The organism is Thalassobius sp. Cn5-15 (assembly GCF_022347685.1).
In the GTDB taxonomy this organism is placed as follows: Bacteria; Pseudomonadota; Alphaproteobacteria; order Rhodobacterales; family Rhodobacteraceae; genus Thalassobius.
The window spans coordinates 156,548-183,520 of sequence record NZ_JAKRGF010000003.1; the positions used below are offsets into that span (position 1 = coordinate 156,548).

Here is a 26,973-nt window from a genome sequence, read left to right on the forward strand (position 1 = left end):
GCTTTATCCAGTCGAGCATCGGTGAGAGGCAAGGAAATGCGGTTGATCTGCCCGAATTGCGGCGCACAATACGAGGTGCCCGACGACGTGATCCCCGACATGGGGCGCGATGTGCAGTGTTCGAACTGCGGTGATACCTGGTTTCAGCACCATCCTGACAATGACCCCGATCTGCAAGAAGAGCTGATCGCCAGCGGTCTGGTCGAGCAACCCATCGCCGAAGGAGTCGCCGTCCCGGACACAGCCGTCGCTCCAGTGCCCCCTGAGGCAGCAGAGCCAGAGATCGATAATTTCGCAGAGATGGCCGAGGATGATCTCGCGCCACGTCGCCGTGAACTGGATCCTTCTATCGCCGAGGTGCTGCGCGAAGAAGCTGAGCGCGAAGCGCGCGCCCGCGCGGCTGAGGCAACCCCGCTAGAAAGCCAGCCTGATCTGGGCTTGACCCCGCCTGAGGACGCTGAGGAGCGACGCGCGCGTCAGGTGCGTGAACGAATGGCCCGCATGCGCGGTGAACCGGATGACGCCACCGCAGGCGATGCCCCAACGCCAGAGCCAGAGGAACTGGAAGAAAGTACCCCGACCTCGCGGCGCGATCTGCTACCGGATATTGACGAGATCAACTCTTCTCTGCGTCCAGCGGCTGAAAACCGCCCCGCAGCAGCGGATGATCATGACCTCCTTGACGGAGATGACCGCGCCCTAGCCCGCCCCAATCGCGGCGGCAGTGGGTTCCGTCGTGGCTTTGCCCTTGCCTTGATGCTGACAGCGATCCTCTGGGCGCTTTACAGCTTTGCGCCACGGATCAGCGCATCTGTGCCCGCATTGGCACCTGTGATGATGCAGTACACCAGCGCCATTGATGGCGCCCGCGCGGCGCTGGATGATCAGGTGCGGCAATTGTTGATCAACATACAGGCAGAAAGCGGCAGCTAAACCGTCCCCTGGCAAACAGGCTTAGAGCGCAGTGAACAACGTGCTCAACCGCTGCGCTTCATCCTCCGTGCCGAAGGGCGTGTTCACGACAAACATGCCCGAACCGACCATCCGGTGGCCTTGGCGTGCGGGACCAAAACGGACCTCATGGCGCAGCACTTTGGGCAGATCCAGTGCCTCCAGCGCCTTAACCATGCCCAGATGTGCGCCCGTGGTCAGAAGCGGATACCAGATGGCAATGACGCCGACATTCCATTTACGGTGCAGTTTGGCGACAAACGCAGGGATCGCGTCATATTCCGATTTCACCTCGTAGGCCGGATCGATCAGCAGCATACCGCGGCGCGGCTCTGGCGGGGTGCGTTCCATCACCATTTCATAACCGTCCTGTTTCACGCAATTGGCGGCACGGCGCGGGAACAAGCCATCAAGCGCTGCAAACTCCTGCGGGTGCAACTCTGCCAGCGACATCCGATCCTGATCGCGCAGAAGGTGTCGCGCAAGCAGGGGCGACCCTGGATAACTGCGCGCGCCGTGTTGATCCCGCACGGCGCTGAGCGCCTGCATGTAAGGATGGTCCGCGCCGAACCACTCGCGGGCCTCAACGGCATCAATGCCTGCTGCCGCCTCACCAGTTTTCACCGCCTCTGCGGCGTCCAGACCATAGAGTCCACGGCCCGAGTGGGTTTCAAAATAGCTGAGCGGTTTATCCTTCACTGTCAGGTACGCCAACATTTGGCACAAAAGCGCATGTTTTTGCACATCCGCCAGATTTCCGGCGTGGTAGATATGTTGATAGGACAGCATGGCCTGCACCCTTTTGCGACAATGATCCTGCGCTGATACGGGGTTAGACGGTGCGCTGGCAATGGCTGTTTTCAGTGGCAGGCCATCGCCCATTGCACAGAGGTCTCGCGACAGATGCCCTGAAATTGGCCAGCCTTGGCAAAAAGGCGCTGATCACACAGCCTTGTCCCCTTTCCCAACTGGACACAGCCGCCTATAAGCGATCTTGCGCCGACGCCTGTTGGCGATTTGTGTATGACTATTTACCACGGGGCACCATCCACTATGGGTATTATCGACAATCTGCCTGGCCTGTTTTCGTCCGATATGGCGATCGACCTTGGCACGGCAAACACGCTTGTTTACGTCAAAGGCAAAGGCGTCATTCTGAGCGAGCCGTCGGTTGTTGCATACCACGTCAAAGACGGCGTGAAGAAAGTGCTGGCCGTGGGCGAAGACGCCAAGCTGATGCTGGGCCGTACCCCCGGCTCGATCGAGGCGATCCGTCCGATGCGCGATGGTGTCATTGCCGATTTCGACGTGGCCGAAGAGATGATCAAACACTTCATCCGCAAGGTTCACAAACGCTCCACCTTCTCCAAGCCGAAAATCATCGTCTGTGTGCCCCACGGTGCCACACCGGTGGAAAAGCGTGCAATCCGTCAATCCGTTCTCTCTGCTGGTGCCCGTCGCGCCGGCCTGATCGCAGAACCGATTGCAGCAGCCATCGGTGCCGGCATGCCGATCACCGATCCAACCGGCAACATGGTGGTTGATATCGGTGGCGGCACCACCGAAGTGGCAGTTCTGTCGCTGGGCGACATCGTGTACGCACGTTCCGTGCGCGTCGGTGGTGACCGCATGGATGAGGCGATCATCAACTACCTGCGTCGCAACCAGAACCTGCTGGTCGGCGAAAGCACCGCGGAGCGTATCAAAACCACCATCGGCACGGCACGGATGCCCGACGATGGTCGTGGTGCCTCGATGCAGATCCGCGGTCGTGACCTGCTGAACGGTGTCCCCAAGGAAACCGAAGTCAGCCAGGCCCAGGTGGCCGAGGCCCTGGCCGAACCTGTGCAGCAGATCTGCGAAGCCGTGATGACCGCGCTGGAAGTGACCCCCCCCGACCTGGCGGCAGACATCGTGGATCGCGGCGTGATGCTGACCGGTGGCGGCGCGCTGCTGGGTGATCTGGATCTGGCCCTGCGCGAACAGACCGGCCTGTCCGTCTCCATCGCGGATGAAAGCCTGAACTGCGTTGCTATGGGCACCGGCAAGGCGCTGGAATACGAAAAACAGCTGCGTCACGCGATTGACTACGACAGCTGATCTCCCCACCTTTGGGTAAAGGGGGCATCGTGGCCAAAGACCGTTCACAGAGCGAAGACTATCTGGGACCGCTGAAGCGTTTGCTGACCGCGGTTCTGGTGCTGTTGCTGGTCGCCATCTTCATCGTCTGGCGCATCGACAACCCGCGCGTTGAACGCCTGCGCGCGCAGGTGGTGGATCAGGTTGTCCCCTCATTCGACTGGGCGATGGCGCCGGTGACGGGCGCGGTCAATCTGGTGCGCGATTTCCAGAGCTACAGCCGCATCGTTGAGCAGAACCAAGAGCTGCGCCGCGAATTGCAGCAAATGAAAGCGTGGAAAGAAGCGGCGCAGCAGTTGCGCGACGAAAACGCCCGATTGCTGGATCTGAACAACGTCCGCCTTGATCCGCGCCTGACCTATGTGACCGGCGTGGTGCTGGCCGACAGCGGGTCACCCTTCCGTCAGTCGGTGCTGCTGAATGTCGGTGCCCGCGACGGCATTCTGGATGGCTGGGCCACAATGGATGGCATCGGGCTGGTAGGTCGCATTTCCGGGGTCGGGCAACGCACCGCGCGGGTGATCCTGTTGACTGACACGTCCAGCCAGCTGCCGATCACCCTGCAGCCCGCCGGCCAGCAGGCCATTCTCAGCGGTGACAATACAGCTGCGCCGCTGGTGACGTTTCTGGAAAACCCCGATCTGGTGCGCGCCGGTGACCGCGTTGTCACCTCTGGCGATGGCGGGGTCTTTCCTGCGGGCGTGCTGGTGGGCCATCTGGCCGAAGACCCGTCGGGCCGCCTGCGGGTGCGCCTGTCAGCCGACTATGAACGGCTGAAATTCCTGCGCGTGCTGCGCAATCAAGGCACCGAGATTATCAAAGACCCCGGCGCCCTGATCGCCCCCGAAGGCGCCGTCACCCCATTGGTGGAGGCCGCCGATGAGTGAAGCCAGCCCCACCCAACCTTGGGTCAAACAACTGTCCTTTGCCGGCTTGTGTCTTGCGGTGCTCTTTTTCCAATTGCTGCCGCTGGAAACCACACCGCGCCGTTGGACCGGCCCTGACCTGGTGCTGCTGATTTGCCTGACTTGGGCACTGCGGCGGCCGGAATTTGCCCCGGCCTACCTGATTGCAGGCGTTGCATTGCTGGCGGATCTGATGCTGCAACGTCCACCCGGATTGCTGGCGGCGCTGACCGTGATTGCCAGCCAGACCCTGACCCGCCGTGCCCGTCAGATGCGTGATCAAGGCTTCGCGGTGGAATGGCTGACCGTTTCTGGCGCGCTGCTGGCGGTGATGCTCGGCAACCGGTTGGTGCTGGCGCTGGTCGCGGTTCCCCAAGCACCGATGGGGCTGACGTTGATCCAACTGATTATGTCTATTCTCTTTTTTCCGCTGGTCGCCGCACTGGCGCAGGTGCTTTTCGGGGTGCGCCGCGTCGCCCCCGGTGAGGTGGACGCATGGGGGCACAAACTATGAAACGTACCCCCCGTGACACCGCCGACAGCGCCCGCCGCATCACGCGCCGCGCCCTTCTGCTGGGCGGCGCACAGGTCGCTTTTGGGGGCATGCTGGCGCTGCGCATGCGCTACATGCAGGTCGATCAGGCTGATGAGTTCCGCCTGCTGGCCGAGGAAAACCGCGTCAAGGTCCGGCTGATCCCACCCGCCCGTGGTGCGCTTTATGATCGCAACGGCGCGGTAATCGCAAAGAATGAACCAAGCTACCGTATTATCATCACACCCGAGGATGCTGGTGACGTCGATATGGTCATCCGCCGCCTGTCGCATCTGATTGATCTGGACCCTGAGGATCTGGCCAAAGCGCGGAAAGAAATTCACAAGCATCGCGGCTCCCCCTTCCGGCCGGTGACCCTTGCGGATCGGGTCAGCTGGGAAGCAATCAGCCGCGTCGCCGTGAATGCCCCTGCCCTCCCCGGCATCACACCGGAGGTGGGCCTGTCACGCAACTATCCGCTCGGCCCTGATCTGGCCCATGTGGCGGGCTATGTCGGGCCTGTGTCTGATTACGATCTGTCGAAAATCGACGCACCGGACCAACTGCTGCTGATCCCACGTTTTCAAATCGGCAAAGTCGGCGTTGAGGCAAAACTGGAAGAGAACCTGCGCGGCAAGGCAGGCAACAAACAGGTGGAGGTCAATTCCGCCGGGCGCGAAATGCGCGAGTTGAACCGCCGTGAAGGACAGCCCGGTGCCAACCTGCAGCTGACCATTGATCACCGGCTGCAAAACTACGCACAGGCCCGTCTGGGCCGCGACAGTGCTGCCGCGGTGGTGGTTGACTGTGACACCGGCGATATCCTTTGCGCGGCGTCTGCACCCAGCTTTGATCCCAATCTCTTCGTGCGCGGCATTTCTGTCCGCGATTACCGCGAGCTGACCGAAAACAAATATCGACCACTGGCCAACAAGGCTGTGCAGGGCCTCTACCCGCCCGGGTCGACCTTCAAGATGGTCACGATACTCGCCGCGCTGGAGGCGGGGGAGGTCACGCCAGACGAAACCGTCTATTGCCCCGGTCATATGGAGGTCGCGAACCGCCGCTTCCACTGCTGGAAACGCGCGGGACACGGTCAGGTGGACCTGATAACCTCGCTGCGCGAAAGCTGTGACGTTTATTTCTATGAGCTGGCCCTGCGCGTGGGGATCGAGAAAATTTCGGCCATGGCGGAAAAACTAGGGCTAGGGCAACGCTATGACCTGCCAATGTCCGCGATCGCCCGTGGCCGTGCCCCCACCAAAGAATGGAAACAGTCCAGCTTCGGTCAGGACTGGGTGGTGGGCGACACGGTCAACGCCTCTATCGGGCAGGGTTTTGTGCTGGCGTCACCGCTACAACTGGCGGTGATGACCGCGCGAATGGCCAGCGGCAACTATGTGGCGCCACGGCTGATCAAATCGGTTGATGGCGTCGAGCAGGTGGTCGAGGCCAGCACACCGCTGGACATCAACCCCAACCACCTGCGCATGGTGCGCCGTGCAATGTATGCGGTCAGCAACCACCGCAAAGGCACCGCCTATAAATCCCGCATCATCGCAGATGACATGCAGTTGGCGGGCAAGACCGGTACCAGTCAGGTCCGTAACATCACCGCGGAGGAGCGCCGCCGTGGCGTGACCCGTAACGAGGATCTGCCCTGGGAGCGTCGTGACCATGCGCTGTTTGTGAACTTCGCCCCCTATAACAACCCGAAATATGCCGTGGCTGTGGTGGTCGAACATGGCGGCGGCGGTTCCACCGTTGCCGCCCCTATTGCACGCGATATCACGCTGCAGGCGCTTTATAACGGCGACCCGCCGCTAGAGGCTTATCCGAAGGCTGCACGGTCCAAGGCAAAGGCCCAACAGGACCGCCTGCGCCGCGAACGCCGCGCGTTCCTCAACCGTGAGGACCGCGCATGAGCTATCTTGAGTATGCTGTCAAAACCGTGCCTTCCGGCCTGCGGAAGGTATTGCACCTGAACTGGCCACTGGTGCTGCTGCTGACGGCGGTATGTTCAGTTGGTTTCATGATGCTCTATTCCGTGGCCGGAGGATCGTTCCAGCCATGGGCAGAGGCGCAGATGAAACGCTTCGGCCTTGGCATGGCGGTGATGTTCTTTGTCGCTATGGTACCGATCTGGTTCTGGCGCAATCTGGCGGGGGTGGCCTATCTGGCCTCGCTGGCCTTGTTGCTATTTGTCGAACTCTTCGGTGCGGTCGGCATGGGGGCTCAGCGCTGGATCGACCTTGGCTTTATGCGCCTGCAGCCGTCCGAGATGGCAAAAATCACTCTGGTGATGCTGCTGGCAGCCTACTACGACTGGCTGCCGATGAAAAAGGTATCCCACCCAATCTGGGTGGCGCTGCCGGTGTTCCTGATCCTGCTGCCCACCGCCTTTGTGCTGCAACAACCGGACCTTGGCACCTCGCTTCTGCTTGTCTTTGGCGGCGCGGCGATGATGTTTTTCGCTGGTGTGCACTGGGCTTATTTTGCAGCGGTGATTGGCGTCGGGGTGGGACTGGTGACGGCAGTGTTCCAAACCCGTGGTACGCCATGGCAACTTCTGAAAGACTACCAGTATCGCCGCATCGACACCTTTCTGGATCCTGCCAGTGATCCCTTGGGCGATGGCTATCACATCACCCAGTCAAAGATCGCGCTAGGATCAGGCGGCTGGACCGGACGCGGCTACATGCAAGGCACACAGTCACGGCTGAACTTCTTGCCCGAGAAACACACCGATTTCATCTTTACCACACTGGCGGAAGAGTTCGGCTTTGTCGGTGGCTTCTCCCTCCTATCTCTTTATGTGCTGATCATCCTGTTCTGCGTTGCATCGGCGATTGCCAACCGCGACCGGTTCTCTTCGCTGCTGACACTGGGGATTGCGGTGACGTTTTTCCTATTCTTTGCGGTGAACATGTCGATGGTTATGGGGCTGGCGCCGGTTGTGGGCGTGCCCCTGCCGTTGGTCAGCTATGGTGGGTCGTCAATGCTGGTCCTGCTGGGCGCCTTTGGCCTTGTGCAAAGTGCCCATGTGCACAGACCCAGATAGCTGGCCCAGATAGCTGGCCAGATAACGGATCTATATCTGCGAGATCCCCAACACCTGCCGCAGCACCTGTTGCACGGGTCGGCGGCTGTCCCGTTGCCATGACAGCAGCCCAACCTGCCGCTGTGCGGATCCAAGCGGCGTGAAATCCACCCCCGCGTGACGACGCAGGAGCCCCGCCCATTTTGGCACCACCGCTTGGCCGACGCCATCCTCTACCAGCTGGGCAATGGTTTCCAGCGCGTCCATCTCACATAGGAAACGCGGGCTGCCAAACTGCTGCTGCAACACGCGGTAGCACATCGCCCCACCCCATGCCGCCCGAGCATAAAGTAAAAAGGGCAGATCTGCTGCCCCGTCCTTCGGCATCAGCAATCCGACAGGTTGCTTTGTCAGCGGGTCAAACCGCAGAGCCTTCGGCACAGCAAAGGGTGGCGCAACAAGCAACGCCGCATCCAGCCGTCTCTGCATGAACGCCTCATACAGCTCCGCCGAAGCTCCAGGGGTCAATGTCAACTCCACCTCCGGCGCATGCTGTTTCAGCCCCTGCACCAGATCTGCCGCATGATCTGCAAGCGCGGTTGACACAGCGCCCAACCGCAACATCCCTTTCAACTGATCGCGCGCCAGGATCTGCGGCAGGCCTGCATGGATCGCCACCATGCGCCTCAGCTCGGGCAAGAGTGCCTCGCATTCTGGCGTGGCTGCCATCCCGCGCCCAAAGCGCAGCAACAGCGGCACCTGCAACTGCGCCTCCAGCGCATCCACCCTCTGAGAGACCGCAGCGGGCGTTACGCCCAACCGTCGCGCCGCACCAGCAAGCGAGGCCTCTTCGACGGCTGCAATCAATGTTTCAACAAACCGCAAATCCATAGATTTACTTATGTTTGAAAATATAAAAATAAGCTACCCTTTCGGGCAGTATCCCCATTATGCCTGAGTAAACCAAGACCTGACGGAGCCACTCGCATGACCCAACCCTTCAGCTATTTTCACCTTGCCTATCATGTAGATGACCTTGAAAAGGCGCGCGCTTTCTACGGTGAGCTTCTGGGCTGTGAAGAGGGACGCAGCACCGACACTTGGGTTGATTTCAACTTCTTCAGTCATCAGATCAGCCTGCACCTTGGGCCGGTGTTTGCAACCGCCAATACAGGCAAGGTGGGCGATCATATGGTGCCGATGCCCCACCTTGGGGTGATCTTGCAGGCCGACGTGTGGCACGCGCTGGCGGACAGGCTGACCGCCGCAGGTGTCACCTTCACCATCGCCCCCACCACACGTTTCAAGGGCGAACCAGGCGAGCAGCACACGATGTTTTTCCATGATCCTGCGGGCAACCCGATTGAGATCAAGGGCTTTGCCGATATGGCTGGAGTTTTTGCCACATGATCAACGTTCTCTTTGCCGCCCGCGCCGAACGCTGGAACACCTACGCCCCCGAACTGACCCGCGCATTTGCTGCAGCGGGTTTGAAGGTGGACCTGCAACAGGAATTTGCGCCTGACGTGGTGGACTACATCATCTACGCTCCGAACTCTGACCTGCAGGATTTCACGCCCTATAGGCGCTGTAAGGCAGTGCTGAACCTCTGGGCGGGGGTGGAGGCGATTGTCACCAATCCAACCCTGACGCAACCACTGACCCGCATGGTCGACCATGGGCTGACGCAGGGCATGGTGGAATGGGTGACCGGCCATGTGCTGCGCTATCACATTGGGATTGACCACAATCTGGAGCATCAGAAGGGCAAATGGCAGCGCAAACTGCCCCCCCTGTCACGGGATCGGCCAGTGACAATCCTTGGCATCGGTGCGCTTGGCAGTGCCTGCGCCACCACGCTCGCTTCCCTCGGATTTCCCGTCACAGGATGGAGCCGGTCACCTAAAGAGATCAACGGGATCACCTGCCTCTCAGGCGATGCAGGTCTGAAACAGGCGCTGGAAACTGCACAGATCGTGGTGACCCTGCTGCCACTAACATCAGGAACAGAGAACCTTCTGAATGCAGAACGATTGTCCTGGCTGCCGCATGCCGCTTGTCTAATCAACCCCGGACGTGGGCCGCTCATTGATGACGATGCACTGTTAGCAGCACTCGACAGCGGTCAGATCGCACGTGCCACACTCGATGTGTTTCGGGTGGAGCCGCTGCCTGCAGATCATCCCTATTGGTGGCACCCGCGCGTCACTGTCACGCCGCACATCGCCGCTGACACACGCCCTGCAACCGCGGCCGAGGTAATCGCCGACAATGTCAGCCGGTCAGAGCGCGGTGTGCCTCTGCGTTATCTGGTCGACCGATCGGTAGGGTATTGAGCGCGCAATTATGCGTATTTGGGGAACGTTGAAACCCCTTTCAATGCTCCAGAAATATTCCAAAATCCCTCTAACGCAGGCGCGGCGGCTTTTCGGGATCCATGCCAGGAGCGGTTAATCCAACCTCCTGCACCTCTTCGGGCTGGGGCAGATCAAACCGAAGGCCCCACTGCGCTAGCTTCGCCGCCAGAGGGTCTGCGGCGCGCAGAAAGCTGACGTCCAGCGCCCCTGCCTCGATCCCCGAAAAAGTCAGCGCCTCGGACACGGCTTGTGCCAACGAATCCTCAGCCCCCGGCACCGCGTCGATAAAGGCCAAAAGGTGATTGCGCGCGCCCCCTTCATAGGTCGCGCCAGCCAGATAGGCAGAATGCGCCAACCCGCTGGCGATGGCCAGCTTGGCATCAAGCGCAGTTAGCAACGCCTCTGGCAAGCCCAGCGGCCGACCGATCTCTTCGATGCGCGCCTCTGCCTCCTCGGGTGCCTGACCAAGTGTGTCGTGCAGCCAGCTGACCGCCTCTGCCGGGATCAGGATCGACGACGGCGCCACATCCAGATTGACCCCCAGACCGATGCCCTGCCCTGCCAGAAGGGCCGCAATCATCCGACCCGACAGGGCGGCATAAGGCGCCTCCTGTCCGACAAACTGCGCCAGCCGGTCCTCACGGTCAAAAATCAGCACAAAACGGTTGTCCGACACCTCAAACAATTCGGGCGTGATCTGATCGCCCTCCGCCTCAGTCGCCAAAAGCAGGAACATCTCACTATCTGCAAGGCGTTCATAAAACCGCAAACGCACAGCATCATCGCTGCTATCAGCGATCATTGCGCCGTGGGCTTGATCAAGTGCTGTAAGGTCGGTCATGGGGGACTTCCGGCAATTGTGATTTGCCCTGCGGTAGCCTGCGCGTCAGCTTAGGGCAAGGGAGGAGACCGGAAAATGTCACAGGACTTGCAACAAGACATCGCTGAGTGCCGCCTGTGCCGCGACCGGTTTGCTGTCACCAAAACCGCCCATCGCCCGCGACCTGTGCCATGGTTTCGCCCCTCGGCGCGCTTGTTGATCGCAGGACAGGCACCGGGGATGCGGGTGCATGAAAGCGGCGTGCCCTTTGACGACCGCTCTGGTGACCGGTTGCGCGACTGGCTGGGGATTGGACGCGATCTGTTCTATGATCAGGCTCAGGTGGCCTGTGTGCCAGCGGCGTTTTGCTTTCCCGGCTATGACGCCAAGGGATCTGATCTACCGCCCCCCAAAATCTGCGCCCAGACTTGGCAAGATCGGGTGATGGCAGAACTGCAGTCAGTGCGGCTGACGGTATTGGTCGGCGGCTACGCCCATAAAGGTCATCTGGGATTGCGCACCGGCGTGACCGAGACTGTGCGCAACTGGCGCGACCATGCGCCGGATGTGTTTGTCCTTCCCCATCCCAGCTGGCGCAACACCGGCTGGATCCGTAAAAACCCGTGGTTTGAGGCAGAGCTGCTGCCGCAGTTACGCGCCCGTATAACTGAGATATTGCAACCGGACATTGCCGCCGCCCATAACGCACAGGTTTAGGCCGAAAAAGCAGGCTGATCACTGCGTGGTGACGCGAGGAAACTTGCCCCAACAATACGAATAGCCTAATCCTTAAATATCCCGTTGGAACAAGAGCATAGGCTCTGGCGGGCCAAGAGGCAGGAGACAATATGTACCGCGTTTGGAATTTCATCACCAACTATTCCCTGTTGTTGATATTTGGGGCGGTGATTGCCCTGATCTGGGCCAACATCGACCCGCACAGCTATCACGCTTTTGTCGAATTCAAGATCTGGGATCATGCCCCAATCGGGCATTATCACCACGGCCATCGCACGTTGACTTTGCACTATCTAGTTAACGATATTTTGATGGCCTTTTTCTTTGCCATCGCGGCCAAAGAAGTGTGGGAGGCTGTCGCCCTGAAAAACGGCTCGCTGCGCGGCAAGAAGGCGGCAACGCCTTTATTTGCGACGGTGGGTGGCATGGTCGGGCCGATCTCTGTCTATCTGGGTCTGGCGCTGATCTTTGGCTCTGACACATATGAAGCGGTGAAGAACGGCTGGGCGATCCCGACGGCGACGGATATTGCCTTTTCCTACCTCGTGGGCCGTATGGTTTTTGGCGGCGGCCACCCCGCCGTGCGCTTCCTGCTGTTGTTGGCGATTGCCGATGATGCGGCGGGGCTGATCATTCTGGCAGTGTTCTACCCGTCCGGTGAACTGCTGCCGCAGTGGCTGCTGTTGTCGTTGGGCGCCGCAATTGCGGTTTATGTGCTGGCCAACTGGCTGCCGCGTCGCATGGATCGCGGTAATCAGGGGCGGCCCAATTCCACCTGGATTCGCAAAAACCTTGGCTTCTGGCCCTACCTTATCGCTGCCTGCGCCAGCTGGTACGGATTTATGAAGGCGGGCATTCACCCTGCCCTTGGCCTGTTGCCAATCGTACCAACAATTCCCCACGCCGAACGCGCCTTTGGTATTTTCAGCGAGGCGGAAAGCTACCTCACCGACCTTTTGAACCAGATTGAACACGCGCTGAAACATCCGGTTGAGGTGGTTCTGTTCTTCTTTGGGCTGCTGAACGCAGGCGTCGAATTTTCGGCAATTGGAGAACCCACATGGCTGGTTCTGGCTGGCCTGATGGTGGGCAAACCATTTGGCGTACTACTGTTCGGTTTCATCGGGGCGCATGTGCTGAAACTGGGTCTGCCGCAGGGGATGCGCACACCGGATCTCTTTGTGATCGGCTGCATCTCGGCCATCGGCTTCACCGTGTCACTGTTCATCGCAGCGGTCGCTTTCCCCCCCGGTGAGGTGCAGGATGCCGCTAAGATGGGCGCGCTGTTTAGCTTTGCCGCCGCGATCATGTCATGGATCGCTGGTAAGCTTCTGCGGGTCGAAAAGCACGAGCTTTGATTTCATCCATTTACGAAACAATCATGAAAAACCGATGCCTCTGGTGTCGGTTTTTCAACATTAGGCCTTAATTTTGCCCCTTTGCCCGTGCCATACTCTAATCAAAAGCCCGGAGTGACCGTTTTATAAGGTATCGGATGCCCCAACAACACCCTCTGGGAGAGCAGCAAAGCACAGGCCGCACATGCTTGAGTTTGAAAATGTCAGCAAGTCCTTCTGGACCGGCACCCAACGCAAGGTGATTCTGGAGAAGGGATCATTCCGTGTGGATCTGGGGCAATCACTTGGCATTCTGGCACCCAATGGCACTGGCAAAACCACACTGATCAACATGATGGCCGGTCTGGAAAAACCAGATGAGGGCATTATCCGCCGGTCTTCCCGCGTATCCTTCCCGCTGGGATTTATGGGTGGCGTGGTGGGCAAGCATACGGCGGTGGAAAACAGCCGCTATATTGCCCGTCTCTATGGGCTAGATCCTGATTACGTCGAAGCGTTCTGTCGCTGGCTGTGTGGACTGGGGGAATACTTTGACCAACCGCTTGGCACCTATAGTTCAGGGATGCGGGCAAGGTTTTCTTTCTCGCTGCTGCTGGCACTGGATTTCGACATTTACCTGATTGATGAGGGGATGCCGGGATCCACGGATGTGGAGTTCAACCGCAAAGCAGGCGATATCCTGCGAGAGCGTTTGGAGAAGACAACCGTGATTATTGTCTCGCATCAGGCGCAGACACTGGAACAATTTGCCCGTTCCGCCGCTGTTCTGATGAACGGCAAGCTACATATGTTTGACACCTTGGAAGAAGCGAAACAGCTCTATGACTATGAAACCCAAGGCTAAGAAGTTCCGCATTCGCCGTAGCGGACCCGCCGACGGTGCCGCCCAGCCCGCGCCCGCAACGCAGGCTGCTTCCGCGCCGCAAACCGCACAGGCCAATTCAGAACAGGCCAATTCACAACAGGCCAGCGCTCCTCAGACGAGCGCAACAGCACGCCGCCCCGCCGCAGGGGAGCGTGTAGAAAACGTGTTGCGCGCGAAACCAGCCAACCCTCAGCAAACACCCGCCGGGCGCCCCACACCTCAACCCACCGCTGCCGCGAAACCGCGCCCGCAGGCGGCCGAGGTCGCGCCGAGACAGCCGTCACCCGCGCAGCAAGCCGCCGCGCAGGCCGCACAGCAGCAACAAGCCCGCCCTGCCCGTCCGGCACAACCGGCCCAGCAGGGGCGCCCACCAGAACCTCAACAAACAGCAACACAACGCCCCCAGCGCCAAGCGGGTGCAGTCCCGTCACAGGCAGCGCCGTCACAGGCAGCCTCAACGCAGCCCCCTCACCCCCAAGAGGGCATGGTCTCTTCCGCAGAAGAGGTCACCGCGGATCAGGAAATCGACGCCATCCGCCGCGAAGGCCTGACCGGTCGTCAACTGCGCATTGCCCGCCGCGCCGCCCAGAAACACGGGCTTGCACCGACCTCGGATTTTGATGCGGTGCGCCTCCTGCGCGCAGCGGGAATCGACCCGTTCAAACGCTCCAGTGCGCTGGAACTGGCGCTTCCGTCAAGCAAAGGCGCAGAAACCGCTTCTGATGATGCGCAACTGCCGCAAACCGTGCAGCCAACGCAGAACCTGCCGTCCACTGAACTGGCCCCCGCTGACCGCCGTCAGCAGGAGATCAGCGAAATTCAGCGCGACATCGCCCGTCGCCGTCGCCGCAAAATGGTGCTCTTGGCAACGCGGCTTGGCTTCTTTGTGATGCTACCGACGCTGCTGGCCGCATGGTACTTTGCCGTTGTGGCCTCACCTCTCTATGCAACCAAATCAGAATTTCTGGTCTTGCAGGCCGATTCCGCGGGCGGTGGCAGTGTGCGTGGCCTGCTGGCAGGCACCCAGTTCGCAACCAATCAGGATGCAATCGCGGTCCAGAAGTTCCTGACGTCAGAACCTGCAATGATCCGTCTCGATGCAGAACACGGTTTCAAAGAGCATTTCGGCCAGCAAGAGATTGATCCGATCAAACGACTGCCGGACAATCCCACCAACAAAGACGCCTACAAACTGTACAAACGGTACGTGAAAATCGGCTACGACCCGACCGAAGGCGTCATCCATATGGAAGTGATCGCAGCAGATCCACAGACCACCGTCACATTTGCCAATGCGCTGATTTCTTACGCAGAGGAAAAGGTGGATGAGCTGTCACTGGAAAAACGCGATGACCAAATGCGCGAAGCCCGTGCAACACTGGCACAGGCCAAGGATGAGCGGGTTGCCGCACAGCGTGAACTGGTCACCCTGCAGGAAGGCACCTTATTGGATCCGCAGGGCGAAATTGCCAGCATTCGCGGACTGACCAACACTGTAGAACAACAGATTTTGGACAAACAGTTGCAGCTGAACACCCAGTTGGCCAACCCGCGGCCAAACCGGCCGAAAGTAGAAGCGCTGGAAACGGAAATCCGCTTGCTGAAAGAGGAGCTGGAGCGTCTGCAGTCCCGACTGAACGAAGCGCAGAATGGCGAAAGCTCGCTGGCAGCGAAAGCGGCGCAGATCCAAATGGCGCAAGCTGATCTGGCCACCGCCGATCTGTTCCTGCAATCCGCCCTGCAAAGCGAACGCCAGACCGCTCAGGCCGCGGCCCGTCAGGTACGTTATTTGACCACCGCCGTTAGCCCTGTTGTGCCAGATGCTGCCAGCTATCCTCGGGTGTTTGAAAACACTATTCTGGCGTTCCTGATCCTGTCGGGGGTTTACCTGATGATCTCGCTCACCGCGTCGATCCTGCGCGAACAGGTTTCAACCTGATCCAACGCCCCTATATAAACCACATTTGCCCACCTTTTCGCCTATGCGTCGGGGTGGGCAAAAAACTTCTTATGTTTAGTTGAATTGACATAGTCAGCTAGGCATAGAATACCGCCATTCCATCTGACGCGAAGAGAGCGATTTCATGACGAAGCCGATTGCCGACGTAACCCCCAACACCTGGGATTTTCTTAAACTGCCGATGATCAAACCCACGGGTTTCCGTGAATATGACGCGCGCTGGAAATTCCCTGATGAGATCAACCTGCCCGGCATGACTGCCCTTGGCCTTGGTATCGGCACCCAGATGCGCCTGCACGGGCTGGAACCAGTGATCGCTGTTGGCAACGATTACCGCGACTACTCGCTGTCGATCAAAAACGCCCTCATCGTCGGCCTGATGCAAGCAGGCATCACGGTGAAAGATATCGGCCCCTGCATCACCCCCATGGCCTATTTCAGCCAGTTCCATCTGGACGCACCGGCTGTGGCGATGGTCACCGCCTCGCACAACCCGAACGGTTGGACAGGGGTAAAAATGGGGTTCCAGCGTCCGCTAACTCACGGGCCTGATGAAATGGCAGAACTGAAAGACATCGTTCTAAATGGCAAAGGCCAGCCCCACGCAGGCGGCGCCTATGAATTCGTCGATGGCGTCTGGGAGGCTTATATGGATGACCTCGTGGGTGATTTCAAAATGACCCGCAAGCTGAAGGTCGTCTGCGCCTCCGGCAACGGCACCGCCGCCGCCTTTGGGCCCGCGCTGTTTGAACGTCTCGGCGTTGAGATGGTCGATAGCCACAACCGGCTGGACTACACCTTCCCCAACTACAACCCCAACCCCGAAGCAATGGAAATGCTGCACGACATGTCGGGCAGCGTGAAGGCATCAGGCGCGGACTTCGCCCTTGGCTTTGACGGAGACGGCGACCGCTGCGGCGTTGTAGACGATGAGGGCGAAGAGATATTTGCCGACAAGGTGGGCGTCATCATGGCCCGCGATCTGGCCAAACTCTACCCCGGGTCGACCTTTGTGGCAGATGTGAAATCCACCGGCCTGTTCGCGGCTGATCCTGAGCTGCAGAAATACGACATCAAGGCCGATTACTGGAAAACAGGCCACAGCCACATGAAACGCCGCGTGCATGCCATCGGCGCACTGGCTGGTTTTGAGAAATCCGGTCACTACTTCCTCGCTGGTGATATCGGTCGTGGCTACGACGACGGCATGCGCGTCGCGGTTGAGATCTGTAAATTGATGGACCGCAACCCGGACATGAAAATGTCGGACCTGCGCAAGGCGCTGCCGAAAACCTGGTCCACCCCCACCATGTCGCCTTATTGCGCCGATACGGAAAAATACGGCGTCCTGGATCGGCTGGTCGCAAAACTGGTGGCCAAAGCTGATGCAGGCGACACCTTCGCTGGCAAAGCAATCAAAGAGGTGGTGACCGTGAACGGCGCCCGCGTGATCCTTGAAAACGGATCGTGGGGTCTGGTGCGTGCATCCTCGAACACGCCGAACCTCGTCGTCGTGTGCGAAAGCAGCGACAGCGAGGAAGAGATGCGCGCCATTTTTGCCGAGATTGATGCGGTGATAAAAACGGAACCGCTGGTGGGCGACTACGACCAGACGATCTAAGGACGTAGCGTGCGACATCACTGGCCCCTCTTTGGCCTCATATGTCTCTGTGTAGCGCTTGGAATGTCCCTATTCACACCTGATGTCGGGGCATTCTACACAGGCTTTCTAATGTGTTTTGGTGCCAGCTGCATTTCCGGCTGGTTGGCATCAAAGCTACCCATTGGTAAGCGGCACACAGGCAAACCGATCTTGATTGATGGGTCCAACGTGCTGCACTGGCGCGACGGCACCCCGGATATCGCTGTAGTCAAAAACCTGATCCACAGTCTGCAAGAAACCAGCCATCGCCCTGCCGTCGTGTTTGATGCAAACGTTGGGTACAACATCTCTGACCGTTTTATGGATGAGCGCAGCCTCGCACGGCTTTTGGGGGTATCCGTAAAACAGGTACTGATCGCGCCGAAAGGAACACCTGCTGATCCTCTCATCCTCAATGCGGCGCGCGAAATGCAGGCTACAATCATCAGCAATGACCGCTTTCGCGATTGGATGGGTACGTTTCCGTCAGAAACACAGGCCCACCGCCTGATCCAAGGCGGTGTTCAACGCGGGTCTGTCTATCTGAAAATGCCCCAGTAATCTGCCCAATAATTTGATCCACATTTTTGCATAAGCCAGATGCAAACTCGTAAATTTTGTATGGAACGCAGTCGCTGTATCCCTTCGACATAGCCCGAGACAGCGGCGTCTGGCGGGCGCTTGGTTCAAAACGAAAGCGATACAGTATGAAACTGCAATTCCATCACCACATCCTCACCCTTTCCGCTCTGCTCACCCTTGCTGCTTGTGCCGACCCTCTGGACCGTCAGGTTAAACTGGCCGGACCTGCGGGCGTAAACTTCGCCGCCGATCAAGAACAGTGTCGCATGGTTGCTGAGACCTACACCGATGAGCGCGCCCGTCAGGGCATGTTGCTGGGCGCAGGCGTGGGTGCCGTCGCCGGTGCGGCTGAGGAGGAAGAACTGGGGGCCGCCCTTGCCGGGGCAGCCATTGGTGGCCTCATTGGGCGCGCTGAAGGTGAGGCAGAGATCAACGAAGACCGTCGTGCCGTAATGTTGCGCTGCCTGCAGAACAAAGGTCATTCAGTTCTGGGCTGATCTTTGTCCCCATACCTTCCAGCACCTGCCGCGGAAGGGCCGTGACCCACTCACAGTAAGGCGCCCCGGATTCGGACCGGGGCGCCTTCTCTTTCTTATCTGTCAGATTAAGCGGACGGTTTACGCCAGCCCGCGCCCTTTCAGCAATGCCGCAACACCGGGCAGACGACCACGGAAGGCAACATAAAGATCCTCAGCCTCCTGCGAACCGCCCGTGGACAGGATATGCTCCTCCAGCGCTTTGGCGCGGTCGGGATCAAAGGCTCCGCCTGCCTCTTCAAAGGCGGCGAAGGCATCCGCATCCATCACTTCGGACCACATGTAGCTGTAATAGGCCGAGGAATAGCCGTCACCGGCAAAGACATGAGCAAAATGCGGCGTCGCATGGCGCATGGCGATCTGTTTCGGCATACCGAGATCCGCCAGAACCTCTGCCTGTTTCGCCATAGGATCCGCCGTCGCCGCGCCACGGTGGAACGCCAGATCCACCATGGCGGAGGCGACATATTCCACCGTCTGGAAACCCTGGTCGAAGTTTGCAGCACCCAGCACCTTTTCCAGCATCGCAGGCGGCATTGCCTCACCAGTTTCAGCGTGCGTGGCAAATTCTGCCAGCACCTCGGGCACCTCCAGCCAGTGTTCATAAAGTTGACTGGGCAGCTCTACAAAATCACGGGCAACAGAGGTGCCAGAAATGCTTTCATAGGTCACGTTGGACAGCATCTGGTGCAGCGCGTGGCCAAACTCATGGAACAACGTACGCGCATCGTCATAGGACAGAAGCGCCGGATCGCCCTTGGCAAAGTTGCAGACATTGATCACCACCGGAGCCTGCGCTTTGGGGAACCGTGCTTGCGCCCGCATTGCTGAACACCACGCGCCGGATCGCTTCGATCCACGGGCGAAGTAGTCACCGATAAACACAGCCACATGTTCACCGCCGCGTGTCACTTCCCACGCCCGGCAATCTTCATGGTAAAGTGGCACATCAAGCGGTGTGAACTCCAACCCAAACAGACGGGTAGCACAGGCAAAAGACGCTTCAATCATCCGGTCCAATTGCAGGTAAGGCTTCAGCTCTGCCTCATCCAGATCATGGTCTGCCTTGCGCCGTTTGGCAGCATAATAGTGCCAATCCCATGCTTCCAGATCCCCGTTCAGGCCATCGGCGTGCAGCATATCCTGCAAGACCTTTGCGTCCTCTTCAGCGCGAGCCTTGGCCGGAGCCCAGACTGCCTGTAACAGTTCCTCCACCCGCTCGGGGGTTTTGGCCATTTCGGTTTCCAGTTTGTAGCTGGCAAAATCCACATAGCCCAACAGCTGCGCGCGTTCCTCACGCAGTTTCAGGATTTCAGCCGCAATCATGCGGTTATCATTGGCATTGCCGTTCGCCCCGCGGGAGGTGAAAGCCTGATAGGCCGTCTGGCGCAGATCGCGGCGGGTAGAAAATTGCAAAAACGGCGTGATAATTGACCGACCTGTGGTGACGACAGGACCGCTTGCGCCCTTTTCTGCGCCTGCTGCGCGCATGGCACTGATAGCAAAATCAGGCAGGCCGTCCAGATCGTCCTCAGACAGTTCCATGAACCAGTCGCGTTCATCGGCCAGCAGGTTCTGGGTAAATTCGGTCCCCAGCACGGCCAGCCGCGCCTTGATTTCACCCATACGGGTGTCCTCTGCGCCGGTCAGCGCCGCGCCTGCGCGCACGAACCCACGGTGCGTCAGCATCAACACCCGCGCCTGCTCCGGGCTAAGGTCCAATGCGTCGCGACGGCCCCAAAGGTCAGCCAGGCGGGCAAACAGCGCTTTATTTGACGAGATCGCAGCAAAATGCGCCGCCATTTTGGGGGAGAAGTCGCGCTGAAGCGCCTCGCGCTCAGCGTTGCTGTCAGCGCCTGCGACAGTGAAAAACACAGACAGGACCTTATCCAACGCCCCGCCTGCGGCCTCCAGCGCTTCAACAGTATTGGCAAATGTGGGCGTCGCGGCATTGTCGGCAATCGCCTGCACCTCCGCGCTGTGTTCGCTGAGCGCCTGCTCAAACGCAGGTGCAAAATCAGCGTCTTTAATGGCGGCGAAAGGGGCGATTTCAAACGGGGTGTCCCAGGTGGACAGCAACGGGTTGGTCATAGAGATCTCCTTTGACAATCAAGCTATGCCTGCGTTTGGGGATCGTCCAGAGGAGGTGGCGTAAAAAGGATGAGACCGCTAGAGGTTTGCGCGATCCCGTATCCAACAGATTAGCTCACATCTTTGCGCCGCAGATGCCGTTCAATCCGGCGCAGGACCAACGACAGGCCGATGGTCATAGTCAAGTAGATCAACGCCACGACATTATAGGTCTCAAAATAGCGAAAATTACTTGCCGCCGTGACTTTGCCCAGCTGCGTTACATCCAAAACACCCAGCACAGAGACCAGCGATGAATCCTTAACCAGCGCCACGAAATCATTGCCCAATGGCGGCAGGATCGTGCGGATCGCCTGCGGGAACACCACCAGCCGAAACCGCTGCCAGCGATTGAGGCCCAGCGCCTTCGCGGCCTCAATCTGGCCGACGTCAACCGATTGCAAACCCGCGCGGAACACCTCTGAAATGAAGGCGCTATAGGCGATCATCAGTGCGATAATTGCCCGCCACAACAGTGGAAAATGCCGTGTGCGGATCCGGTCGAGCCCGATAAAATCGCCGATGTAATTGTAAAATTCGACCAGTGCCGGTGCCAGCGCAAAGGCCACGTACAAAAGCAGCACAATGATCGGAACCCCGCGCACCACCTCTACATAGAACCGGCAGAGCTGGCGGATCACCAACCACTTAGACCCCGCTCCCACGGCCAACAAGAGGCCAAGGCCAGAGGCCAGCACAAAGCTGACCAGCGTCACAAACACCGTCAGCTTCATTCCTTTGCTGAGCGTGCCGAGGATCTGCACATAGAGATCATCACTGACCACCTGCCAGCCGAGGTACGCCCCGATGGTAGCAACAGCGACCAGCCACCAGGGGAAGTCTTCTTTGGTCTCGCGGATGGGGCCCATTGCCACCTCACTCAGCAAAAATCCCCGGCGCTGTAACGCACCGGGGATCCTTTGTCATGTCACGTCAGGGTTTATTGACCCAATTTGTATTCGAGGAACCACTTGGTGTTCAGCCCTGCCAAAGTGCCGTCTGCCTCCATCGAGGCAATAGCAGCATTGATCGGTGCCACGAGGTCGGATCCTTTGGGGAAGATGAACCCGAAATCTTCGGTGCCCAGCGGTTCACCAACGATCTTCAACTTGCCTGCGGAGGCGGCGACATAGCCGTTCGCGGCAGTGCTGTCCGACAGGGCCAGATCCACGTCACCAACACGCAACGCCTGAATGGCCGCACCGAATGTTTCAAACAGTTTGATACGCGGGTTGGCCTCATCCCCGTCTAAAATGTCATAAACTGTGACATAGAATGGCGTGGTGCCCGGCTGCGCCGCCGCCAGCAGATCCGCATCGGCGGCAAAGCCCGCAGCATCGTCAAACCGATCCTCATCGCCTGCAACAATCATCCGCATCTGTGAAGTCAGGTATTTATCAGAGAAATCCACCTTCTCCTTGCGGTCTTCACGAATGGTGATACCAGTCATGCCCAGATCGTACTGACCCTCGGACACCGCAGGGATCATCGCGTCCCAGCTGGTGTTTTCATAAACCACGGTGATGTTGATGCGCTTGGCAATCTCTGCCATGGCGTCATATTCCCAACCGATCGCCGCGCCGGTTTTGGGATCGACGAATTGCAGCGGCGGATAGGCGTTTTCGGTCACAACCACCACTTCCTTGCCGCCCAGATCGGGCAGGTCGGCGGCCATTGCAGCGGTGCCGAGGCTGATTGCGGCCATCATCGATAGAACAAATTTCATGTTACATATCCTTCCTGTTGGGCACCCTATGGCCCATTGTTTTGCCAATGGTTCTACCCGACAAATCAGCGACCTCAAGCACCGGAGTCGCCGCACACAGGGCAATCATCGCGTTGTTTCAGGCGAATTTTGCGCGTTTCGCCCCATAGTGCATCATAAATCATCATTTCCCCCCGCAGCACAGCGCCCGCGCCAGTGATCAGCTTCATCGTCTCGACCGCCATCATAGCACCGATCACACCGGGCAAGGGCGATATCACCCCTGCCTCTGCACAACTGGGGGCCAGATCCGCTGCAGGGGCTTCGGCGAAAACGCATTGGTAGCAGGGCCCGCCCTTTTTGGGATGGAAAACACTGATCTGCCCCTCCCATTGCGACAGCGCGCCAGAGACCAGTGGCTTACCCTGCGCTGCGCAAATCCGGTTCGCCAGATAGCGGGTGTCGAAATTATCGGTGCCGTCCAGAACGATGTCATAGTCGGCGATCAGATCCGCTGCGGTGTCAGCGTCCAGTCGCCGCTGATAGGGGCGCACGGCGACAAATGGGTTTTGCGCCCGCATGGCGCGTTCGGCGGAAAATACCTTGGGCGTACCGATATCAGCGTCACGGTGGATCACCTGCCGCTGCAGGTTGGAGTTGTCGACAACATCATCATCAATCACGCCAATGGTGCCCACACCTGCCGCAGCCAGATACATCAGCGCAGGCGAGCCAATCCCCCCTGCCCCGATCACCAGCACCTTGGCGTTTTTCAGCCGTTTCTGGCCGGTGCCTCCCACCTCTCGCATGACGATGTGACGGGCATAGCGGTTCAGTTCAGTTTCGGAAAACGTGGGCTTGGGCTTTGCCTCCTCCTCTGGCTCCACCCGTACACGTGCGCGCAGCCAACTAAGTCCGAGACGATAGGCTGCAATCAGTGCCATTGCCCCCGCAACCAGCACCCACAGCGCCGCAGATCCGCCCGTGGCGACACGCAAGCCATGCCCCGCCGGCAAGGTCAGATTCAACAGCACAACAGCGGCCCACAACAGGATCGTCAACATCCAGCGCATCGCTTTCGGCGCGCCCATCAGATGCCCGATCCCCCAGATCACCGCCACCAGTGCCAGAACCAGCAACATCGCGTTTACCCCTTACCGGTAGAGCCGAACCCGCCTGCGCCGCGTGCGGTGTCGTCCAGATCTTCGACCACGGCAAAACTTGCCATCACCACAGGCGCCACGACCATCTGTGCGATGCGATCACCGTGGGTGATGTGGAAGGGTGCAGACCCTGCGTTCATCACGATGACCCCCAAGGGACCGCGATAATCGCTGTCAATTGTGCCGGGGCTGTTGGGCAGAGTGATCCCGTGTTTCAGCGCCAGACCGGATCGCGGACGCAATTGCACCTCATAGCCCACAGGGATCGCCATACGCAGGCCGGTGGGGATCAAGGCACGCGCGCCCGGTTCAATCTCGATCCCTGCCGCACGCTGGCCGGGCGCAAGGTTCGCACGCAGATCCGCGCCTGCCGCGCCTGCGGTAGCGTAAACCGGCAGGCCCAGTGTCTGATCAGCCTCTGGCAGCCAACTAAATTCGATTGTCACCATAGTGGCCACTCCTTTCAATGGTCTTAAAACACTCAATTAGCTGAGCAGTTCATCCGCGATACGATCCGCCAGTTGCGCTGCGACCTCGTCCTTGCCCATACGCGGCCAATCCTCGGCACCCGCGTCGGAAATCAGCGTCACCGCGTTTTCGTTGCCGCCCATGATGCCGGTTTCGGGGCGAACGTCATTGGCGACGATCCAGTCACAGCCTTTGCGCGCGCGTTTGGCAGTGGCATGCGCAATCACGTCGTCGGTTTCAGCGGCAAATCCTACAACCAGACCGGGACGCCCCTGCCCCATTTGGCTAATCGTCGCCAGAATGTCGGGGTTTTCAGCAAACTCCAATACCGGCAGCGCGCCGTCGGCCTGTTTCTTGATCTTCGAGCCAAAAGCAGAAGCCACACGCCAATCCGCCACGGCGGCAGCAAAGACCGCCGCATCCACCGGCAGGGCCGAGGCAACGGCGGCCAACATGTCCTTAGCACTCTCCACTTTATGCAGTTCAACGCCCTTCGGCGGATCAACATCTGCCGGACCAGTGACAAAGATCACATTCGCCCCCAGCGCCACGAGCGCCTGCGCAATTGCGGTGCCCTGTGCACCAGAAGACCGGTTGGCAATATAGCGCACCGGATCAATCGGTTCATGGGTCGGGCCAGAGGTGACCAGAATGCGTTTACCGCTCAGTGGGCCATCCTTCAGAGCACTGCCGATCGCCTCCAGAATGTCTGCAGGTTCCACCATACGACCGGGACCATATTCACCGCAGGCCATATCGCCCTCATCTGGGCCCAAAACGGTGATACCGTCCTGCTGCAACAGCGCCAGATTGCGCTGCATCGCGGGGTGTTCCCACATGCGCACATTCATCGCGGGTGCAATCATAACCGGCGTATCCGTGGCCAGCAGCAAGGTGGAGGCCAGATCGTTCGCCATACCCTGCGCCATCTTCGCCATCAGGTCCGCCGTTGCGGGTGCAACCACCACCAGATCAGCGACGCGGGACAATTGGATATGGCCCATCTCTGCCTCATCGGTCAGGTCAAAGAGGTCGGTGTAAACCTTTTCGCCCGCCAGCGAGCCGATGGTCAGCGGGGTCACGAACTGCTCTGCCGCTTTGGTCAGCACAGGCGTCACGCTGGCGCCCTGTTCGCGCAGACGGCGGATCAGTTCCGGCATTTTGAAGGCCGCGATGCCGCCACCGATAATCAAGAGAATACGTTTACCCTGCAGCATCCAAGCCCCCGCAAAAATCCGGCCCAGATCACGGCCAAAACTGTGGCGGACAGTAAGCCGCCCCGCCTGCGAGGACAAGGGCGGCGGCTGTCAGGGGTTGCTGTTAACGAAACGCATCGCAAGGATCGCCCCGATCCACCGACGCACTGTCCAAGATCAGGTCAAACCCGCCCTCAGGCGGCACACCATCCTCTGACTGCCCCAGCGCCAACACTGTAACCGTAGGCTCTGCCGCGCGGATAAGTGCAGTTGCGCCCCAATCAGCGCGCGCGTGCCCGTTGCCGGTGATCACCGCAACAGGCCCGCCAGTATCCACCAGCGCCTGCAAAGCGGCCCGCGCCAGATGGGCATCGCGCAGCCGTTGCAGCGCGACCATTGGCGCCAGATTTTCACGCGGCATCGCCTGACAATGAGCATCATACTGTAGGGTTAAACGCGCCTGCATCTGCTCCTCTGGCAAGTCACGATCCAGACCATAAGCGGGCGCCAGCGGACCAAAACTGTCGGCGATCCCACCAGCGAAAGCCGCACGCGCCATGCCACGCGGCACACCTGCACCATAAAGCGTCGCATCAGGCGCGGCGGCAAAAATCGGCGCGTAGATCGCAAAATCCGGCCAGCCGCTTTCTGCCCAGTCAAAGGCCGTGGCAAGGGCCTGCAGGTCGCCTGGGTCCACGCCCTCTGCGGCCTCAACCTGCTGCGGCGTCAGCATCTCGAACACCAGTGCGGCAGGCTCCATCGCGGCAACCACTCGGGCCTGTTCCAGATGGTGGGCAGGATTATCATGCATCTCGCCCAGAACGGCGATGTCAGCTGTATTGAAAATGGAAATCGCCGCGCCCTCAGCGAAGAGGGGCGGCGACACGAACAAGCTGGCGGTAAGGCTGGCAGTCAGCGCCACAAGACGGGCGCCAAATCGGGTATGATCAAGCTTCTTCATACCAAAAGGTCATGCACCTCTTCGCTTTCCGCTTCAAGCTGGCGGCGCATCTTTTTCAGCGCGGCGGCTTCCAACTGTCGCACCCGTTCCTTGGACAGGCCCAGTTCGGTGCCCAGCGATTCCAACGTGCGGGCCGGTTCGCGCAGTTTGCGTTCACGGATGATGAACTGTTCACGGTCATTCAACCGCCCCACTGCATCGGTCAACCATGCGCGCAGGGCCTTGCGATCGTGATCTTCCTCCACCAACTCGGCCGCTTGGGTGCTGTCATCTTCGAGCGTGTCGATCCATTCGCGGCCTTCATCCTCGACACTTTGTGTTGCGTTGAGGGAGAAGTCGCTGCCCGCCAGTCGGCCTTCCATCATCTCAACATCATGCAGCGGCACGCCGATTTCCATCGAAATCGCTTGTCGCATCTGATGACGGTCCAACTCTTCGCCGCGCGAAAGAGCCTCACGCTCCAGCCGCGCCTGAACGCGGCGCATATTGAAAAAGAGAGATTTCTGAGACGAGGTCGACCCGGTGCGCACCATCGACCAGTTGCGCATGACATAATCCTGAATGGACGCCTTGATCCACCAGACCGCATAGGTCGAGAACCGCACGCCACGGTCGGGATCAAACTTATCCGCAGCCTTCATCAGGCCCAGACCCGCTTCTTGGATCAGGTCATTCATCGGCGCGCCATAGCGTTTAAACTTGGCCGCCATAGAAATGGCCAGCCGCATATAGGCGTTGATCAGACGGTGCAGCGCCTCTTCGTCGCGCTCATCGCGCCAGGCGTAGGCCAGTTTGCGTTCTGTTTCCGCATCCAGCAACTCGGCCTTCATGGCCGTGCGGGATAGCGACATTGCATTGGGTGAGTCGAGTGCCATAGCAGGTCCCCCCATGTTTACGACGCACATCAAATGCCGTGCGCCTTGTT

Annotated in this window: 26 protein-coding genes; 15 read left to right on the top strand and 11 right to left on the bottom strand. The window is 59.3% G+C overall.

Annotation, left to right across the window (positions count from 1 at the left end; translation table 11 throughout):
• Positions 1 to 36 precede the first annotated feature (36 nt).
• The gene (locus MHM86_RS08885) at positions 37 to 933 is read left to right on the top strand and encodes a zinc-ribbon domain-containing protein (protein WP_239198071.1); all 897 of its coding nucleotides are present in this window, start codon (positions 37 to 39) and stop codon (positions 931 to 933) included.
• Between the two features lie 21 nt (positions 934 to 954).
• On the opposite strand, the gene MHM86_RS08890 is transcribed toward MHM86_RS08885, so the two are convergent.
• On the bottom strand, positions 955 to 1,740 hold the full coding sequence (locus MHM86_RS08890; protein WP_239198073.1) for a 23S rRNA (adenine(2030)-N(6))-methyltransferase RlmJ: 786 nt from the start codon (positions 1,738 to 1,740) through the stop codon (positions 955 to 957).
• A gap of 264 nt (positions 1,741 to 2,004) precedes the next feature.
• Here MHM86_RS08890 and MHM86_RS08895 point away from each other — a divergent pair, with 264 nt between their 5' ends.
• From MHM86_RS08895 to rodA, 5 genes are read left to right on the top strand one after another with little or no spacing between them, the layout of a single operon-like run.
• Complete coding sequence (locus MHM86_RS08895; RefSeq protein WP_239198645.1) at positions 2,005 to 3,051, top strand: rod shape-determining protein; 1,047 nt, start codon at positions 2,005 to 2,007, stop codon at positions 3,049 to 3,051.
• Between the two features lie 29 nt (positions 3,052 to 3,080).
• Positions 3,081 to 3,977, top strand: a complete 897-nt coding sequence (mreC, locus tag MHM86_RS08900; RefSeq protein WP_239198075.1) for a rod shape-determining protein MreC — start codon at positions 3,081 to 3,083, stop codon at positions 3,975 to 3,977.
• Positions 3,970 to 4,509, top strand: a complete 540-nt coding sequence (locus tag MHM86_RS08905) for a rod shape-determining protein MreD (RefSeq protein WP_239198077.1) — start codon at positions 3,970 to 3,972, stop codon at positions 4,507 to 4,509. The genes mreC and MHM86_RS08905 overlap by 8 nt, the downstream gene beginning before the upstream one ends.
• Positions 4,506 to 6,452, top strand: a complete 1,947-nt coding sequence (gene mrdA / locus MHM86_RS08910) for a penicillin-binding protein 2 (protein WP_239198079.1) — start codon at positions 4,506 to 4,508, stop codon at positions 6,450 to 6,452. Before MHM86_RS08905 ends, mrdA begins: the two co-directional genes overlap by 4 nt.
• Positions 6,449 to 7,588, top strand: a complete 1,140-nt coding sequence (gene rodA / locus MHM86_RS08915) for a rod shape-determining protein RodA (RefSeq protein WP_239198081.1) — start codon at positions 6,449 to 6,451, stop codon at positions 7,586 to 7,588. Before mrdA ends, rodA begins: the two co-directional genes overlap by 4 nt.
• A 30-nt stretch (positions 7,589 to 7,618) precedes the next feature.
• Here the strand turns inward: rodA and MHM86_RS08920 are convergent, their stop codons facing one another.
• Positions 7,619 to 8,458 carry a LysR family transcriptional regulator gene (locus MHM86_RS08920; protein WP_239198083.1) on the bottom strand — a complete coding sequence of 280 codons (840 nt, stop codon included), beginning with the start codon at positions 8,456 to 8,458 and terminating at the stop codon, positions 7,619 to 7,621.
• Between the two features lie 96 nt (positions 8,459 to 8,554).
• On the opposite strand from MHM86_RS08920, the gene MHM86_RS08925 reads away from it, so the two are divergent.
• Both MHM86_RS08925 and MHM86_RS08930 read left to right on the top strand, forming a co-directional pair.
• The gene (locus MHM86_RS08925) at positions 8,555 to 8,977 is read left to right on the top strand and encodes a VOC family protein (protein ID WP_239198085.1); all 423 of its coding nucleotides are present in this window, start codon (positions 8,555 to 8,557) and stop codon (positions 8,975 to 8,977) included.
• A complete protein-coding gene (locus tag MHM86_RS08930) occupies positions 8,974 to 9,903 on the top strand; it encodes a glyoxylate/hydroxypyruvate reductase A (RefSeq protein WP_239198087.1) in 930 nt (309 codons plus the stop codon). Before MHM86_RS08925 ends, MHM86_RS08930 begins: the two co-directional genes overlap by 4 nt.
• Positions 9,904 to 9,973: 70 nt before the next feature.
• On the opposite strand, the gene MHM86_RS08935 is transcribed toward MHM86_RS08930, so the two are convergent.
• Positions 9,974 to 10,765, bottom strand: coding sequence for an SseB family protein (locus MHM86_RS08935; protein ID WP_239198089.1), 792 nt, complete (start codon positions 10,763 to 10,765; stop codon positions 9,974 to 9,976).
• 75 nt (positions 10,766 to 10,840) lie between these two features.
• On the opposite strand from MHM86_RS08935, the gene MHM86_RS08940 reads away from it, so the two are divergent.
• The 7 genes from MHM86_RS08940 to MHM86_RS08970 all read left to right on the top strand — a co-directional run bounded on the left by MHM86_RS08940 (position 10,841) and on the right by MHM86_RS08970 (position 18,386).
• Positions 10,841 to 11,461, top strand: a complete 621-nt coding sequence (locus MHM86_RS08940) for a uracil-DNA glycosylase family protein (protein ID WP_239198091.1) — start codon at positions 10,841 to 10,843, stop codon at positions 11,459 to 11,461.
• 131 nt (positions 11,462 to 11,592) lie between these two features.
• Positions 11,593 to 12,840 carry a Na+/H+ antiporter NhaA gene (locus MHM86_RS08945; RefSeq protein ID WP_239198093.1) on the top strand — a complete coding sequence of 416 codons (1,248 nt, stop codon included), beginning with the start codon at positions 11,593 to 11,595 and terminating at the stop codon, positions 12,838 to 12,840.
• A gap of 184 nt (positions 12,841 to 13,024) precedes the next feature.
• Positions 13,025 to 13,684, top strand: coding sequence for an ABC transporter ATP-binding protein (locus MHM86_RS08950; RefSeq protein ID WP_239198095.1), 660 nt, complete (start codon positions 13,025 to 13,027; stop codon positions 13,682 to 13,684).
• Positions 13,662 to 15,644, top strand: a complete 1,983-nt coding sequence (locus MHM86_RS08955) for a capsule biosynthesis protein (RefSeq protein ID WP_239198097.1) — start codon at positions 13,662 to 13,664, stop codon at positions 15,642 to 15,644. Before MHM86_RS08950 ends, MHM86_RS08955 begins: the two co-directional genes overlap by 23 nt.
• A gap of 145 nt (positions 15,645 to 15,789) precedes the next feature.
• The gene (locus tag MHM86_RS08960) at positions 15,790 to 17,286 is read left to right on the top strand and encodes a phosphomannomutase/phosphoglucomutase (RefSeq protein WP_239198099.1); all 1,497 of its coding nucleotides are present in this window, start codon (positions 15,790 to 15,792) and stop codon (positions 17,284 to 17,286) included.
• Between the two features lie 63 nt (positions 17,287 to 17,349).
• Complete coding sequence (locus MHM86_RS08965; protein ID WP_239198101.1) at positions 17,350 to 17,868, top strand: hypothetical protein; 519 nt, start codon at positions 17,350 to 17,352, stop codon at positions 17,866 to 17,868.
• 146 nt (positions 17,869 to 18,014) lie between these two features.
• Positions 18,015 to 18,386 (top strand): hypothetical protein, encoded by a 372-nt coding sequence (locus tag MHM86_RS08970; protein WP_239198103.1) that lies wholly within the window; start codon positions 18,015 to 18,017, stop codon positions 18,384 to 18,386.
• 120 nt (positions 18,387 to 18,506) lie between these two features.
• Here the strand turns inward: MHM86_RS08970 and MHM86_RS08975 are convergent, their stop codons facing one another.
• From MHM86_RS08975 to MHM86_RS09010, 8 genes are all read right to left on the bottom strand, one after another.
• Positions 18,507 to 20,516, bottom strand: coding sequence for a M3 family metallopeptidase (locus MHM86_RS08975; protein ID WP_239198105.1), 2,010 nt, complete (start codon positions 20,514 to 20,516; stop codon positions 18,507 to 18,509).
• A 110-nt stretch (positions 20,517 to 20,626) separates the two neighbouring features.
• Positions 20,627 to 21,424: an amino acid ABC transporter permease gene (locus MHM86_RS08980; RefSeq protein ID WP_239198107.1), complete on the bottom strand. Its 798-nt coding sequence runs from the start codon at positions 21,422 to 21,424 to the stop codon at positions 20,627 to 20,629.
• 71 nt (positions 21,425 to 21,495) lie between these two features.
• The gene (locus MHM86_RS08985) at positions 21,496 to 22,281 is read right to left on the bottom strand and encodes a transporter substrate-binding domain-containing protein (RefSeq protein ID WP_239198109.1); all 786 of its coding nucleotides are present in this window, start codon (positions 22,279 to 22,281) and stop codon (positions 21,496 to 21,498) included.
• A gap of 74 nt (positions 22,282 to 22,355) precedes the next feature.
• Positions 22,356 to 23,402, bottom strand: coding sequence for a HesA/MoeB/ThiF family protein (locus tag MHM86_RS08990; protein ID WP_239198111.1), 1,047 nt, complete (start codon positions 23,400 to 23,402; stop codon positions 22,356 to 22,358).
• A 5-nt stretch (positions 23,403 to 23,407) separates the two neighbouring features.
• Positions 23,408 to 23,872, bottom strand: coding sequence for a dUTP diphosphatase (dut, locus tag MHM86_RS08995; protein ID WP_239198113.1), 465 nt, complete (start codon positions 23,870 to 23,872; stop codon positions 23,408 to 23,410).
• 36 nt (positions 23,873 to 23,908) lie between these two features.
• Positions 23,909 to 25,108 carry a bifunctional phosphopantothenoylcysteine decarboxylase/phosphopantothenate--cysteine ligase CoaBC gene (gene coaBC, locus MHM86_RS09000; protein ID WP_239198115.1) on the bottom strand — a complete coding sequence of 400 codons (1,200 nt, stop codon included), beginning with the start codon at positions 25,106 to 25,108 and terminating at the stop codon, positions 23,909 to 23,911.
• A gap of 103 nt (positions 25,109 to 25,211) precedes the next feature.
• The gene (locus MHM86_RS09005) at positions 25,212 to 26,048 is read right to left on the bottom strand and encodes a ChaN family lipoprotein (protein ID WP_239198117.1); all 837 of its coding nucleotides are present in this window, start codon (positions 26,046 to 26,048) and stop codon (positions 25,212 to 25,214) included.
• Positions 26,045 to 26,923 (bottom strand): RNA polymerase factor sigma-32, encoded by an 879-nt coding sequence (locus tag MHM86_RS09010; protein WP_239198119.1) that lies wholly within the window; start codon positions 26,921 to 26,923, stop codon positions 26,045 to 26,047. The genes MHM86_RS09005 and MHM86_RS09010 overlap by 4 nt, the downstream gene beginning before the upstream one ends.
• Between the last annotated feature and the right edge of the window lie 50 nt (positions 26,924 to 26,973).